The 14,647-nt window shown below is 73.9% G+C and carries 14 protein-coding genes; 7 read left to right on the top strand and 7 right to left on the bottom strand.

Features of this window, described 5'->3' with window-relative positions:
* Positions 1–177: 177 nt before the first annotated feature.
* The 3 genes from AB0H81_RS01270 (at position 178) to AB0H81_RS01280 (ending at position 2,511) form a co-directional block, all read left to right on the top strand.
* The gene (locus tag AB0H81_RS01270) at positions 178–657 is read left to right on the top strand and encodes an Rrf2 family transcriptional regulator (protein WP_358367508.1); all 480 of its coding nucleotides are present in this window, start codon (positions 178–180) and stop codon (positions 655–657) included.
* An 80-nt stretch (positions 658–737) separates the two neighbouring features.
* Positions 738–1,193, top strand: coding sequence for a carboxymuconolactone decarboxylase family protein (locus tag AB0H81_RS01275; RefSeq protein ID WP_358367510.1), 456 nt, complete (start codon positions 738–740; stop codon positions 1,191–1,193).
* A 472-nt stretch (positions 1,194–1,665) separates the two neighbouring features.
* A complete protein-coding gene (locus AB0H81_RS01280) occupies positions 1,666–2,511 on the top strand; it encodes an NAD(P)H-binding protein (protein ID WP_358367512.1) in 846 nt (281 codons plus the stop codon).
* A 78-nt stretch (positions 2,512–2,589) separates the two neighbouring features.
* On the opposite strand, the gene AB0H81_RS01285 is transcribed toward AB0H81_RS01280, so the two are convergent.
* Entirely contained in the window at positions 2,590–3,552 is a 963-nt protein-coding gene (locus tag AB0H81_RS01285; protein WP_358367513.1) for an ankyrin repeat domain-containing protein, read from the bottom strand.
* Between the two features lie 73 nt (positions 3,553–3,625).
* Entirely contained in the window at positions 3,626–4,741 is a 1,116-nt protein-coding gene (locus tag AB0H81_RS01290; RefSeq protein ID WP_358367516.1) for a winged helix DNA-binding domain-containing protein, read from the bottom strand.
* A gap of 132 nt (positions 4,742–4,873) precedes the next feature.
* On the opposite strand from AB0H81_RS01290, the gene AB0H81_RS01295 reads away from it, so the two are divergent.
* Positions 4,874–6,049, top strand: a complete 1,176-nt coding sequence (locus AB0H81_RS01295) for an MFS transporter (protein WP_358367518.1) — start codon at positions 4,874–4,876, stop codon at positions 6,047–6,049.
* A 119-nt stretch (positions 6,050–6,168) separates the two neighbouring features.
* On the opposite strand, the gene AB0H81_RS01300 is transcribed toward AB0H81_RS01295, so the two are convergent.
* Entirely contained in the window at positions 6,169–7,374 is a 1,206-nt protein-coding gene (locus AB0H81_RS01300) for an MFS transporter (protein ID WP_358367520.1), read from the bottom strand.
* A 53-nt stretch (positions 7,375–7,427) separates the two neighbouring features.
* Complete coding sequence (locus tag AB0H81_RS01305) at positions 7,428–9,095, bottom strand: aldehyde dehydrogenase family protein (RefSeq protein WP_358367523.1); 1,668 nt, start codon at positions 9,093–9,095, stop codon at positions 7,428–7,430.
* Positions 9,096–9,365: 270 nt separating this feature from the next.
* Between AB0H81_RS01305 and AB0H81_RS01310 the strand changes: the two genes are divergently transcribed.
* Positions 9,366–10,109, top strand: coding sequence for a substrate-binding domain-containing protein (locus AB0H81_RS01310; protein WP_358367526.1), 744 nt, complete (start codon positions 9,366–9,368; stop codon positions 10,107–10,109).
* Between the two features lie 48 nt (positions 10,110–10,157).
* On the opposite strand, the gene AB0H81_RS01315 is transcribed toward AB0H81_RS01310, so the two are convergent.
* From AB0H81_RS01315 to AB0H81_RS01325, 3 genes are all read right to left on the bottom strand, one after another.
* Positions 10,158–10,907 (bottom strand): MBL fold metallo-hydrolase, encoded by a 750-nt coding sequence (locus AB0H81_RS01315; RefSeq protein ID WP_358367529.1) that lies wholly within the window; start codon positions 10,905–10,907, stop codon positions 10,158–10,160.
* A gap of 77 nt (positions 10,908–10,984) precedes the next feature.
* Positions 10,985–11,575: a DinB family protein gene (locus AB0H81_RS01320; protein WP_358367530.1), complete on the bottom strand. Its 591-nt coding sequence runs from the start codon at positions 11,573–11,575 to the stop codon at positions 10,985–10,987.
* A 13-nt stretch (positions 11,576–11,588) separates the two neighbouring features.
* A complete protein-coding gene (locus tag AB0H81_RS01325; protein WP_358367533.1) occupies positions 11,589–12,671 on the bottom strand; it encodes a hypothetical protein in 1,083 nt (360 codons plus the stop codon).
* A 130-nt stretch (positions 12,672–12,801) separates the two neighbouring features.
* On the opposite strand from AB0H81_RS01325, the gene AB0H81_RS01330 reads away from it, so the two are divergent.
* Both AB0H81_RS01330 and AB0H81_RS01335 read left to right on the top strand, forming a co-directional pair.
* Complete coding sequence (locus AB0H81_RS01330; RefSeq protein ID WP_358367535.1) at positions 12,802–13,980, top strand: histidine kinase; 1,179 nt, start codon at positions 12,802–12,804, stop codon at positions 13,978–13,980.
* Positions 13,981–13,985: 5 nt separating this feature from the next.
* Complete coding sequence (locus AB0H81_RS01335; RefSeq protein WP_358367538.1) at positions 13,986–14,639, top strand: response regulator transcription factor; 654 nt, start codon at positions 13,986–13,988, stop codon at positions 14,637–14,639.
* Positions 14,640–14,647: the final 8 nt, after the last annotated feature.

The following is a 14,647-nucleotide window of genomic DNA, read 5'->3' on the forward strand; positions in this document are numbered from 1 at the left end:
CTACGGCGCGGAAGGGTCGATCTCCTGGGCGGGGGTTGGTCTCGTAGGCATCGGTCTTGTAGTGGTGCGTCGCCCGAGCCGCCGCCGGAGGAGGTTCTCCTCGACGTCGGCGCCGCCTCGTCAGGGCCGGCTGACCCCCTGCGTGCCGGCGGGATTCTGGATGTGTAATATCCAGATATGCAGATGGGTGAGGGCGTGGAGTGGGCGCTGCACAGTTGCCTCAACCTGGCCTGGGCCGAGCCCGGCGAGGCGGTTCCGGCGGCCAAGCTGGCGGCCTTCTACGACCTCCCCGCGGCGTACCTGAACAAGCAGTTGCAGGCGCTGGCACGGGCCGGGATCGTGACGTCGGTCTCCGGGCCGCGCGGCGGGTTCCGGCTGGCACGGCCCCCGGGGGAGATCACCGTGCTGGACGTGGTGACGGCCATCGAGGGGCCTCAGGAGGCGTTCCGGTGCCAGGAGATCCTGCGGCGCGGGCCGGACGGCAGCGAGTCGGTCGACTATCGCAAGGTTTGTGTCGTGTCGCAGACCATGCGCGGCGCGGAGCTGGCTTGGCGCAAGGAACTGGCGGGGCGGACGCTGGCTGATCTCCAGGCGCAGGTGGAGGGGCGGTTGCCGCATACTCCCGCCGCGACCCGGCAGCGGTTCCGCGAGCTCTAGGGAACGCCGTGTATGACGGCTGCGCACATACGCGTGGCGATATTCTGGTTATTGCATATCCAAGTAGAGGAGATCCAACGATGCAGGCTCGCATGAAGGACGTGTACAAGCTCGCTTCCGGCGGCTACCAGGCGTTGCAGGCGATGGAGACGTTCGTGACGGGCAGCGGCGTGCCGCGCGAGACGCTGGAGCTGGTCCGGCTGCGGGTCAGTCAGATCAACGGCTGCGGTCTGTGCGTCGACATGCACGCGCGGGAAGCTCGCGAGGGCGGGGTCACGGACGAGCGGCTGTGGGCGGTGGCCGCCTGGCGGGAGGCGCCGTTCTACACGGACGCCGAACGTGCGGCGCTCGCGCTCGCCGAGTCGGTCACCCGCATCGCCGACAGGCCGGAGGGCGTGGAGGACGAGGTCTGGCAGGAGGCGGCGGCGCAGTTCGACGAGCCGACGCTGGCGGCGCTGCTGATGGCCATCGCCTCGATCAACGCCTGGAACCGGATCAACGTGGCCACCCGCCAGATCGCCGGCTCCTTCCGCTGATCCCGCCCTCCGCTGATCCCGCTCCCCGTTGATCCTGGCCGCGTTCTGGGCCCGTGCGTCTGGGTGCGCCTGTCTAGCGATCCCTGCTCCTGCGACCCCTGGTCCTGTGACTCTCGGTCTCGAGACCTCGCGTCCCGTGATGTCGGGCAAGAGCCCCTTGCTTCTGTGACTTCCGGTTCCGAGACCTCCGGTCCCATGACGTCGGCAAGGGGCCCCCGGTCGCGTGACGCCGCTCTCCGGAGATCAATCTCGTGCTGAGGTCGCGCGGGGCCGTTCCGGAGGGCGCGCCGGTGTTGTCGTGCTGAGGTCGCTCGTGACCTTTCCACGCGCGCGCCGGTGATCGTGTCCTGAGGACGCCAAGGATCTCTCCCCGGGGGCGCCGGTGATCGCGTCTGGGTGCGCACTGCCGCAGGTGGCCGGGATGTCCGGCTATGGCGGAATATCCTCGTTCGGTGGGCGGCTGGCCTGTGTCATGAGCAAGATTCTCGTGATCGGCGCTACGGGCAACGTCGGCCGCCACGTCGTCGCCCGGCTCCTGGACGCCGGAGCCTCCGTACGGGCCCTGGTGCGGGTCCCAGGTGAGGCCCGGCTCCCCGAGGGGGCCGAGGTGGTGCGAGGCGACCTGGCCGAACCCGGCACGCTGGAGCCGGCGTTGGCCGGGGTGGACACGGTGTTCCTGATCTGGCCGTTCCTCACCGCCGACGGCGCCCCGCCCGTTCTGGACGCCCTGCGGCGCCGCGTCCGGCGGGTCGTCTACCTCTCGTCTTCCGGGGTGGACGACCAGGCCGAGCGGCAGAGCGACCCGATCAACCAGCTCCACGCCGAGATGGAGAGCCTGATCGCCGGGTCGGGCCTGGAGTGGGCCGTGCTGCGGGCCGACACGATCGCCTCCAACGCGCGCGGGTGGGCCGCCCAGATCCGCGCCGCGGGCGTCGTACGTGGTCCCGAGATCGCCCCGACGGCGGTGGTGGATCCGCGTGACGTCGCGGCGGTGGCGGCGCGGGTCCTGGGTGGGGTCGGGCACGCGGGGGCGACGTACGTGCTGACCGGGCCCGAGGTGATCGGCAGGGCGGATCAGGTGCGCGCGATCGGGGAGGCGATCGGGCGCCCGGTGCGCTTCGAGAGCGTGCCTCTGGAGGAGGCGCGGGCCCGGATGCTCGCCGACGGCCGCCCGCCCGCGCTGGTGGAGGCGCTGCTGGCCGCCGCCGGGACCCGGCCGCGGTCCGGACTGGTCACCTCCACGATCGAGGAGCTCACGGGCGCCCCGGCGCGCACCTTCGGCCAGTGGGCCGCCGACCACGCCGACGACTTCCGCTGAAGCGTCAGCCGACCACGCCGATCGCCGACCGCCCAGCGCGCCGGCCATGCCGTCCTCGCCGACGACCCCGCTGAAGCGTCAGCCGACCAGGTCGTCGGGGAGGCGCAGCCACGCGTCCGGTGGGCCGATGATCGCGCGGGCGTCCGACAGGTGCAGGCCCGCGGCGGCGCACCGGTCGGCGATCGCGTGGCGGTGGTAGAGGAACGCGAAGAGGATCTCCTCCGGCGACTCCTCAGGCGACGCGCTGCCGCCGCCGGGATGTGTGTCCCACTCCTCGATGACGCCGTCGCGGGCGGAACTGCCCTGGTTGCCGCTCTTGGGGTTGTCGAACAGCCCGTAGCAGACCGTGCCGGCCGACAGGCGCTGGATGACGCCGGGGTCGGAAGGGGTGTAGCCCCAGGGCTGGGTGACCACGCAGCCGCCGGGCACGTCCGTCACGCCGACGATGGCGAGGCCGCCGTCGAGGTCGCAGAAGGGATCCTCCAGGAGTTCCTCCACTTTCTCCTCGTCGGCGGGCACGGCCCCCAGGCGGCGGGTGGCCTCGGCGGCGCTGATCCCGGCCACGCAGGCCAGGCCCAGGCCGTCGGAGTCGAACGCGCCCAGCGCGGCGACCAGGCGCCTGGCCTCCGCCGCGGCGGAGGCCTCGGTCTCGGACAGGCCCGGCTCACCCGGGGGTACGGGGAACAGATCCGGCGTCGGACCGGCCAGGGCGAGCCGCCCGGGTGACCAGCCGTTCATCATGGGCCGCCACGGGTCGGCGCCGGCGGCGACGAGGGCACGGGCGTTGTCGGCGCGGTGGTTGAAGACCGCCTCCCAGAGCGGGGTGCGGCCTTTGTGCTCGGCGTCCACGTCGTCCACGTGCCGGCACAGCTCGGTGATGACCTCGGGGGAGCCGATCTGCGCGGCGGCGATCAGCGGTGTCCCGTGGTAGTACACGCCCGAGTGCGGGTCCGCGCCCGCGGCGAGCCGGGCCCGGACGGCCTGGACGTCCTTCCAGTCGTCCCACCCGATGGCGTACCACTCGGTTCGCTGGTTGACCACGGCTCTCCTCACGATGACGGCGTCGACGGCGCGTGCGTTGCCATGATGGCGACCGCGGCCGACATTTCCGTGATCACCGCGCCGTCGTGATCCGGACGTCGTGGGCGAGGCCCGCCGCGGCGAAGTCCAGGAGGCGTTCCCCCTCCTCCGCCAGCTCCTCGATCGTCGCCCGGTCCGTCACCGGCTCGAACAGCTCCACCGCCAGCACAGCGGTGTCCCGGTCCTTCGTGACCTTCCAGGTGCCGCGGACGAAGCCGTCCACGAGCACCGTGGGCGCGACCATGGAGCCGACGCAGACCCGCCTGCGGTGCTCGTCCGTCATGATCCGCGTACGGTCGGCGTAGGCGACGACGAGGTTGTCGAACGCGGGAAGGAACCGGACCGGGACCGGCGTCCCCGGGTCGGGCAGCTCGGCGTCCGGCAGGTCGAACAGCTCGTTGCCCGACTCGTCGCGGTAGACCCGCAGCCGGGGCCGCAGCCGTTCCAGGCCGGCCTCCAGGCCGCGCAGCCCCGACCACATCTGCAGGTCCCGCACCCCGGCCGGCCCGAACGCCGCCAGGTAGCGCAGCGCCAGGTCGTCCACGCCCGGCTCGGCGGCCATCGGGACGCCGAGCCATTCCTCGGCCAGCGTGAACGGCGTCGCCCCGCCCTTGCCCCAGGTGCCGCTGGGCGGCCGGTGGACCACGGGCACGAGCGCCTGCACGGACCAGGCCAGCGCCTCGGGGTCGCGGTCCGGCCAGCGCTCGGCCAGCAGGTCGCGCAGCCGGGGCCGGGTCAGGGTGCGGCCCCGGAGCAGGTCGCGTCCGGCGGCGGCCAGCTCGTCGAGGTCCATGCCCGCCGTGGCCCGTCCGAACGCGGCCTGCCGGGCCCGGCCCAGCGGGGCCCGCATGAGGGGGCGCAGCCAGGGGAAGTCGGCCGCGGTGACGATGTGCTGGGTGCCGCGCAGCACCGACGACCGCACGACGGTCCTGTCGTACAGGAGCCTGGTCAGGTCGTCGTGGGTGAAGCCGGACAGCCGTGTCCAGAGGCCGATGTACGGCGGGTCGGCGGCCTGCGCCTGCAATCCGACGAGGTGCCGGATCATGTCGAGGGCGGGCAGGTCCGCCCGCTCCGTAAGCGACTGCCGCGCCAGCGCGGCCCGGTTGAGCGTCCGGCGATCCACCCGCGTCCCGTTCAACGTGTCGTCCATACCAAGAGCGTGACAGCCATCGCGGAAAAGTGCGTTCCGCGATCAGAACTGGTGAGGTCCGAAAGGCGCCGGTACCCGCCTCGGCGCCCCTGCTTGGCTGAACACACCAGCCAAGCGTCCGAACGGAAACCCATGTCCACGACTGTCCAGACCCGCACGCGCCCACCGCGCACCGGCCGGCTCGCGGTCGTCTCGATCACCCTCGGCATCTTCGCCATCGTGACCAGCGAGATCCTGCCCATCGGCCTGCTGACCACCATCGGCGGGGAGTTTCACGTGTCCGACGGCACCGCGGGCCTGACCATGACGCTGCCCGGCCTCGTCGCCGCGGTCGCCGCCCCGGTCGTCACCCTGGCCACCGCGCGCCTGGACCGCCGGGTGATGCTGTGCGTCCTCATGGGGGTCCTGGCCGTGGCCGACGTGCTGGCGGCGGTCGCCACCGCCTACGAGGTCATGCTGGTGTCGCGGGTGCTGGTGGGGCTCACGATCGGCGGGTTCTGGTCGATCGGGGCCGGGCTGGCCGCCCGCCTGGTGCCGCCGGCCTCGGTCGGCACGGCCACGGCCGTGATCTTCTCGGCCGTGCCGCTGGGATCGGTGCTCGGCGTGCCGGCCGGCACCCTCATCGGCCACGTCGCGGGGTGGCGGACGGCGTTCGTGGTGCTGGCCGTCCTGTCGGCGGCCGTCCTGGCAGCGCTGCTCGCGGTCGTGCCGCCGCTGCCCGCCCGGCAGGTCACCAGCGCCCGGGTGCTGCGCGACCTGCTGCGCGGCCGGGGCACGCGGGTGGCGCTCCTGGCCACGGTCCTGATCGTGCTGGCCCACTTCGGCACCTACACCTACGTGACGCCGTTCCTGCGGCACGTCACGGGGCTCGACCCCGCGGCCGTCAGCGCCGCGCTCCTCGCGTACGGGGTGGCGGGCATCGCGGGCAACTTCCTCGCGGGCCGCACAGTCGCGGCGGCCCCGCGCGGGACGTTCGCCGCCGCCGGTTGCCTGATCGCCGCCGCGACGCTGCTGCTGCCCGTGATCGGTACGGGTGCCGGTGGCGCGGTCGCGCTGCTCGTGGTGTGGGGGCTGGCGTACGGGGCCGTGCCGGTCTGCTCCCAGGCGTGGTTCGCCCGGGCCGCGCCGCACGCGCCGGAGGCCGCCACGGTGGTGTTCACCTCGTCGTTCCAGGCCACCTTCGCGCTCGGGGCGCTGCTCGGCGGGGTCGTCGTGGACACGGTCTCCGTCTCGGCGGCGATGGTGTGCGGAGGAGTGGCGGCGCTGCTCATGGCGGCGTCACTGGGCCGCCTGGGCCGCGCCGCCTGAGCGTTGCTCCGCGTCAGGCCGGCCTCCTGGCGAAGGCGGGTCACCCGAGCCCATGGCACAGGCGGTCACCCGGCAGGCGCGGCCGCGCACGCCGCCTCCCGGCCCGTCCCCGGGGTGGATCACGCCGCCTCTGAGGTCAGGACGCGCTCGCCGCGTACGCGCAGCAGGCGGAGCATGGCCACGATGCCCGCCAGCGGCCCCACCGCGAGCACGGCGAACGCCCACCGCCAGCCGACGCCCTGCTCGGCCGCCGGGACGAGCCAGATCGTCGCCCCGGTCAGCAGGAACCCGAACGCCATCTGCAGGGTCAGTGCCGTGCCCACGTAGCTCTGGTCGGCCAGCTCCGTGACCAGCGCGGAGAACTGCACCGAGTCGCCCACGACGGCGTACCCCCACACCAGGCTGACGACGATGAGCAGCCAGAGCGGCGCCCCCATGAGCAGGCCGATGAACGCGGCGCACGCGGCCGAGGCGCCCATCATGACGATCGCGGTGCGCTCACGGCCGAAGCGGTCGCCGAGCACCCCGCCGGTGTAGTTGGCCAGCCCGCCGACGGCGAAGACGGCGAAGGTGACGTAGACCCCGAGGAGTGACCCCTCCATGCCGTGGACGCGCAGCGCCGCGGAGAAGAACAGCAGGAACCACGTCCACATGGCGTACAGCTCCCACATGTGGCACAGGTATCCGACCATGGCCAGCCGGGTGCCGCGGTCGCGCAGGATGCGCCGGGCCTGGCGGGGGTCCAGCACCGCGGCGGGGAACGGGTACGGCCCCTCCTTGACGACGGTCAGCGTGATCAGTCCGCCGGCCAGGGTGAGCACCGAGGTGGCCACGATGACGGTGCGCCAGTTCAGCCCGCCGAGCCCGTTGATCAGGTGCGGGACGCCGGAGCTCACGGTCAGCGCGCCGACCAGCAGCCCCATCGCCGCCCCGCGGCCGTCGCGGTACCAGGTGGAGATGAGCTTCAGCGACGGCGGGTAGACGCCGGCGATGAACAGGCCGGTGGCGAAGCGGGCGAGGCTGCCGGTGAGCGCGTCGTGGGTCAGCAGCAGCGCCAGGTTGGCGACGGCGGCCCCGATCGAGCTCAGGAAGATCAGCCGGATCGGCGGCAGCGCGTCGGACACGACGAACACCGCCGACAGCACGGCGCCCGCCACGAACCCCCACTGGACGGAGATCGTGAGCCAGGCGGCGAGGTCGGGCGTGAGCTGCCACTCCTGCCGCACCTGGGGGATCACCGCGGTCGCGGAGAACCAGGTGGACTTCAGCAGCAGCAGCGTCCCCGCGAGGACGAGCAGGTTGCGGCGGGCGTCCGGACGGGTCACGGGACCGGTCCCTTCTCGGCGTGGCGTCCTGAGGGGACGCCGTCAAGAGCTGGTCAGGCGGGGGCCGACGCCCGGCGTGCCCGGTAGGCGGCGACCGTGTTGCGGTTGAGGCAGGTCTTGGAGCAGTAGCGCCGGCGCGGGCCGCGCGAGACGTCGGCGTAGACGCGCTCGCACGCGGCGTCGAGGCAGACGCCGAGCCGGCCGGCGCCGTGCTCGCAGATCACGAACGCCAGCCCGACCGCGGTGTTGGCCCGGACGCGGTCGACGAGCACGGCGCCGGGCGGGCCGTAGTGCAGGTGCGGGCCCTCGCCGTGGTCGGAGATGTGCGGATGCATGGGAACCTCGCCCATCACGCCGTTGAGCAGGTCGATGGCGAGCGCCTCGTCGGGTTCGGCGAAGACGGGCCGCAGCCGCCGCGCCCACCGGCGCAGGGCCTCGGCCTCGTCGCCGCTCACCGGGCCGTCGACCTTGAAGTTGTACGAGGCCAGCAGTGCGCCCAGGTCCTCGGGGGAGGGCTCACCGGGGGCGGCCGTGACCGCGTTGACCAGGGCCACGGCCGTGCCCACGCCGTCGTTGCGGTAGCCGGTCACCTCGGTGGGGCTGGTTCTCGCCATGAATCCATCGTAATCTAAATGCATCGGGAATGACATTACGCCCTTCTGTGAAGGTGGGTCATGGACCTGAAGGCGTGCGAAGTCTGCGGCTTCGCGACGGAGCAGGAGATCCTGTCCGGGCACTCGACCTCGCTCGGACGGGTCATCTACGTCCGTTGCGGGTGCGGCGGCATGGGCGTGCAGTTGATCACGTACGACGAGGCGGCGCGGGCCATCGTGGAGCTGGCCGGGCCGGCGGGTCACCGCTGACCCGCCGGCCCGGCGCCGGGAACCAGCCGGGAAGGGGAGGGGGAGCGTGATGGTCTTCGTCACGCTCATCTCCCTGATGGCGTAGCGGACGCCCTCCCGGCCGAGCCCGCTCGCCTTGACGCCCCCGAACGGGATGTGCGGCGAGTCGAACTGCGGCCCCGCGTTCAGGTTGACGGCCCCGACGCGCAGGCCCGCCGCGATCCGCATGAAGGCCGTCACGTCCGAGGTCACCACACCGGACTGCAGGCCGTACGGGGTGCCGTTGGCCACCGCGATCGCCTCGTCCACGTCGCCGACCCGGATCACCGGGGCCACGGGGCCGAAGGTCTCCTCGACCACCAGCTCCGCGCCGGGCGGCACGTGGTCGAGGACCGCGGGCGTGAGCAGCGCGCCGTCCCGTTCGCCGCCGCACAGCGGCTTGGCGCCCGCGGCGCCCGCGGCGCCCGCGTCGTGGATGCGCCGCTCGACCTCGGCCGCCGCCTCCTCGCTGACGAGCGGCCCGACCTCGGTCGCCGGGTCGAGCGGGTCGCTCGCCCGCCGGCGCCGGGCCGCCTCGGCCAGCCGCGCCACCAGAGGCTCCGCGATCTCGCCGACCGCGATCACCCGTTTGACGCCGCGGCACGACTGCCCGGCCGTGGCGAAGGCGCCGTCGGCCGCCAGCCGCGCCGCCAGGGCGAGGTCGGCGTCGGGCAGCACGATCAGCGGGTCGTTGCCGCCCAGCTCCAGCAGCAGTTTCCGGCCCGCCGCGGACGCCGCCACGACCCGGCCCGTACACACCGAGCCGGTGAACGTCACCATGTCCACCTCGGGATGACCGGTCAGCGCCGGGCCGATCTCACCCGGCGCCCCGGTCGTCACCACTGTCGGCGGGCACGGTGCCGACCGTCTCGCCGTCCCAGGAGCTGCCGGCCGCGATCCGCCGGTCCGCGGGCTGGAGGACGCCGTCACGAAACACGGCCGTCGTCCTCCTTGACCACGAAGCGCGCCTCCAGCTCGGAGATCCTGGAGTAGCCGAACACCTCGAACAGCTCGTCGAAGGTCATCTGGAGGTCGGCCCGCTTCCAGAAGGGCCAGCAGCGGCGCGTCGATCTCGTCCCGGACCCGCTTCATCTCGTCGACGTCGCCGCCATGCAGCAGGCGGCCGAGGAGGAGGACCGGCAGATCGTGCTGATGATCTCCGAGCTCTCCGCCGAGCGTGAGACGCGGATCGTCGAGCGGCTCCCCCGCGAGGTGGACGGGCTCATCGTGGCCACGTCCCTCTGCGAGGACGCGTTCCTGCGCGAGGTGGCCAAGGACATCCCGCTCGTCCTGGTGGACCGCAAGGTCGGCCGCCTGGCCTCGGTGCTGATCGACACGCCGAGCGGCGTGGCGGCCATCGCCGACCACCTCATCGGCATGGGGCACCCGCGGCTGTGCTACGTCAGCGGCCCTCCGGGGTCGTGGGCCGGCGCGCCCCGGATCGCCGCCTTGCGCGCCCGGGCTGAGGAGAGCGGCGCCGAGATCGTCGTGGCCGGGCCCATCCCGTCCACGGTGGACGCCGGCATCGAGATCGCGGAGACGGTCGCGGCCGCCGGGGTCACGGCGGTCATCGGCCACAACAGCGCGACCGTCCTCGGGCTCCTCCACGGTCTCGGCATCCGCGGTGTCCGGGTGCCGGAGGACGTCAGCGTGGCGAGCGCCGACGACTTCATCCTGTTCCAGTCGACGAAGCCGGCGGTGACGGTGCTCCACCTGCCGTTGGAGGAGGCGGGCCGGGCGGCGGTGCGCATGCTGGAACGCCTGCTGCGGGGAGAGCGGCCGGGCCGGCCGGTGGTCATCGGTCCCCGGCTGGTCATCCGCGAGTCCACCCTGCGGGCCCGGCCTCCTCTGTGAAACCGGCTCCGGATCTTCTGTGAAACCGGCTCCGGATCTTCGTCGGGGTCAGACCTCCAGGACCATGCCGTCCTCGGCCAGTTCGAGGCCCAGCTCCGCGCGCCGCGCCAGGACCTGCGGCCCGGCGTGGGTGAGCAGGAGCCGCCGGCAGCGCAGCCCGTCGAGCCGGGCGAGCAGCTTCGGCACGTGCAGGTGGTAGCGCACGGCCCGGTCGTACGTGTAGCCCTCGCACAGGAACAGGTCGGCCCCGTCGGCGACGTCGATCAGCGTGTCGGTCCAGGCGCTGTCGCCGCTGTAGGCGATCGTGCGGCCGGCCACCCCGACCCGCAGCGCCAGCGCGACCGCCCCGGCCGCGTGGTCGGCCTCGAACGCCCGCACCGCGACGCCCTCCACGTGCGCGGACGACCCGGGCGCCACCTCGTGGACCCGCACCGCGAACCGCCTGCTCACCGAGGACGAGCCGGGGAAGAACACCTCCATCGCCCGGCCCAGCCGCTCCTCCAGCCCGGGCGGCCCGACCAGGTGTAACGGCCGGACCCGCCGCGTGAACTGGCCGTCCAGGATCAGGAACGGCAGCCCGCCGAAGTGGTCGCCGTGCAGGTGCGACACCGCCACGACCGAGACGCCGCCGGGGTCCAGGCCGAACCGCTTGAGCCCGGTCAGCGCGGTGGCGCCGCAGTCGACGAGCAGCGCGCCGTCGCCTCCCGCCGCCTGGACGTGCACGCAGGTCTGCAGCATGCCCCCGTCGCCGAAGGCGTTGCCCGCCCCCGCCATCGTCACCCGTACAGGCGCGTCCATGGTCACGAGTCTAGGCGCGCCCCGCCCGGGAGGCCCGGGGATCGGTCTTCAGGCCTCCTGGGCGGGGCGCCCGGGGGTCAGTCCCCGGCGGCCTCCTTGGCCACGCGCTCCAGCCTGCTCCGGTACTCCTCCCACCACGCCTCGTCCGCCGACGGGATGTTGCTGACCTCGGCGCGCAGTCCAGCGGCGCCGTCGATCAGCTCGCGGACGATGTCGGCGTGGCCGGCGTGCCGGTTGGTCTCGGCGATCATGTGGACGAGCAGCGTGTGCAGCGTGGCCTCGGCCCGCTCCTCCGGCCACCACGGCACGCGCCCCGTCGCGTCCAGGTCGAGCGCCTCGATCGTGGCGTCCGCGTGCTCCCCAGCCCGGCGGTAGAGCCCCACGATGTCCTCGCGGGACTCTTCGGCGGTGGCCCACATGTCGGCGTTGGGCTCGGCGTCATCCTCGAACCAGGGCAGCGGCTCACCGGAGGGCCGGCCGAACGTCTCGCCGAAGTACCCGAACTCGATGCTCGCCAGGTGCTTGAGCAGGCCCAGCAGGTTGGTGCCGGTCGGGGTCAGGGGGCGGCGGACGTCGTACTCGGAGAGCCCGTCGAGCTTCCACAGCACGGCGTCGCGGGCGGTCTTGTAGTAGCGGTGCAGGGTCGCTTTGGGGTCCGGTCCGGTCATGCGGGGCATTGTCTCAGTCCGTACCGACACTCGTGGTGACGAGACGGACCGAGCCGCGCCCGCAGCGGCGGCAGGGCGGCCGCCTGCGCAGGTGGTAGGCGAGGGCGGCGGCGCCCAGGGCGGCTCCCCACACCGGCCAGAAGCACTCCGGGAGCCACGCGCCCCACTCCGACATCGCGAAGCGGCCGGCGATCGTCGCGCGGACGTACGTCAGACCGGCCACCACGATGATGATCGCCACGAACGACGCCGGGACGATGGCGAGCAGCGGCGGCACCCTCCTGCCGCGCAGGCCGGGGATCCAGCGCGGGAACACCTCGCCCCAGCGCTGGACCAGCCCCAGCGTCAGCAGGCCGCCGAGCGCGCCGAACGTGGCCAGGTACGCGCCGGCCAGCCACAGGCCAGGGGCGTCCCGGGAGCCCTCCTCCAGGAACTCCGGGCTCACCCCCAGCGGGATGCCGAGGGCCCACGCCCACCGGGTCATGCAGTACACCAGGGGCGTGGCGACGGCCACGGCGACCGCGCGGCGTCCCCAGCGGGCCGCCGACTCCCGTGAGGTCCATCCGCTCTCCTCCTCGCCCCGGCCGCAGGCCGCGCGGGCGCGCCGCCGGTAGGCCACGGCCGCCCGGGCCAGCAGGAGCCCGCCGAGCAGGCACAGCAACTGGTTGAGCACCGGCCACGGCCAGGCGTCCGCCAGTCCCACCTGGCCGAACGGCCCGTCGAAGAAGCCCGAGAACAGCAGCAGCGGCGTGTACGCGACGCCCATCATGAGCCGGGAGTCGGGGATCGCCAGCACCAGGAGCACGGCCAGCGCCCAGGCGGACGCCACGGCGGCCCGGCCGCCGAGCCCGCCCGGTCGCGGCGTCGTGGCGAGGGCGACGGAGACGACCAGCGCCAGGGCGGCGAAGGCGGCGACCCACCAGGCGCCGGGGCCGGGGTCGAGCCCGGCGAGCAGCGACAGCGCCCCGTCCGGGTCCGGGTCGCCGGCTCCCCACGGGAAGCCGGGCATGCCGAAAGCCCAGGCGGCGCCCAGCGCGGCGTACCCGGCCGACCAGACGGCGGCGGCGAGAGCCGGTTTACGGGTGATCGTTGTCATGTGCCCAGTCTGGGAGCGGCGCCGGGGCGGGCACGAGGTGCCGATCGGCAGGTCATGGCCGCTCGCGGAGACCGCGACCGTGCCGTTCGGCAGGGGTGCCGCGGTGCCGGGGATGCGTATCGTCGGGGTCGTGAGAGAGAGCATGCGGTGGTACGGGGTGGGCGCCGTGGTCCTGGCCGCGGCCTGCGGCGTGCCGCGCTACGGGGTGGCCGTGATGGCCCCGCTGGCGGCGGTCGTGGCCGCCCTGGTGTGGGCGGTCGGCACGCGGCCGGCGGGGGCGCGGCAGGGGCGCGGCCCCGTGAGATTGCCGGTGGTGACGGCGGGCGCGGCGGCGGTCTCCCTCGGGGCCACGCTCGTGCAGCTCACCGGCGGGGGAGCGGGCCCGGGCGCGGACGCCTGGGGGCTGGCCGAGGGACTCACGTTCATCGCCCTGGCCGGCCTGCTCGCCCGCCGGTCACCGGTACGGCAGGCAGTGGCCGCCGGAGTGCCGGCCGGGATCGCCGCCTCCACCTGGATGCTGCGCTTCTACCCGCCCGTCTCCGCGCTGGAGGCGGTGGGCATCTGCGCGTTCTGGTTCGCCGGAGTCCTGTGCGCCGCCGGCGTCGGCATCTACCTGCGTGCGCTGGACGAGCGCCGGGCCGCCGCCGTCGCCGCGGCCCGCGAGACGCAGCGCCGGAGACTGGCCCGCGATCTGCACGACTTCGTCGCCCACGACGTCAGCGAGATGCTGGCCCAGGCCCAGGCGGGACAGGTGGCCGGGGCCGCCGACCCGGCCCAGGCCATGCTGGCGCTGCGCCGGGTGGAGGAGGCGGGGCAGCGCGCCATGGCGACGCTCGACCGCACCGTCCTGCACCTGAACGACGAGGACGGCGACGCCTGGGACGAGACGGGACACGACGACCATGAGCCGGCGCTCGCAGCGCGCCTGTCCGACATGGCGACCCGCTACTCCTCAGCCGGGCCGGCCCGCGTCCACCTGAGCGTGGACGACGGCCTCGACGTGCCGGGCCGGGTGAGCGCGACGGCGTACCGGGTCGTCGCCGAGGCGCTGACGAACGTCCGCCGGCACGCGCCGGGCGCCGCCCGCGTGGAGATCTCCGCCGCGACCCGGGCCGGCGCCCTCCAGGTCACCGTGGAGAACGACGGCGTCACCGGCGGCGAGACCTCCGGCGGCCGGGGCGGGTTCGGCCTGCCGGGGCTGGCCGAGCACGTCGAGTCGCTCGGCGGCGACCTGAGCGCGGGCCCCGTGCCCGGAGGATGGCGCCTGTCGGCCCGGATCCCGCTGGCGCGAAAGGTGCTGACACCATGAGCGACATGCCGACACGCATCCTGATCGCCGACGACCAGGAAGGGATCCGCAGCGCCTTCCGGCTCATCCTGGACGCGCAACCGGACATGACCGTCGTCGCGGAGGCCGCCGACGGCCTCGCGGCCATCGAGGAGGCCCGCCGCCTGCGCCCCGACGTGGTGCTCGCCGACGTCAGGATGCCGCTCGCCGACGGCATCGAGGTCACGCGGGCGCTCGCGGACACGGGCATCCACGTCGTGGTGGTGACGACGTTCGGGCTGGAGGAGTACGTGCGGGCCGCGCTGCGGCACGGCGCGTCCGGGTTCGTGCTCAAGCGCTCCGGGCCCGCGCTGCTCGTCGAGGCGGTACGGGCGGCGATGAGCGGCGACGTGCTCATCAGCCCGCAGCTCACGGTCGGCCTGCTGCGCCGCGACGCCCCCGCCGCCGAGGAGCGCGGCGACCCGGACCCGGACCCGGGCCTGACCGCGCGCGAGGAGGAGGTCGTGCGGCTCGTCGCCCAGGCCAAGACGAACGCCGAGATCGCCGAGGAGCTGTTCCTGTCGCCCGGCACGGTCAAGAACCACATCGCGGTCGTCCAGCGCAAGCTCGGGGCCCGTAACCGGGTCGGCATCGCCGCGTGGGCCTGGAGCACCGGCCGCGCGGCCGCCTCCCCGCCGTAGCGCCTGAC

Origin of the sequence: Nonomuraea sp. NPDC050691 (assembly GCF_040654455.1) — a bacterium.
In the GTDB taxonomy this organism is placed as follows: domain Bacteria; phylum Actinomycetota; class Actinomycetes; order Streptosporangiales; family Streptosporangiaceae; genus Nonomuraea.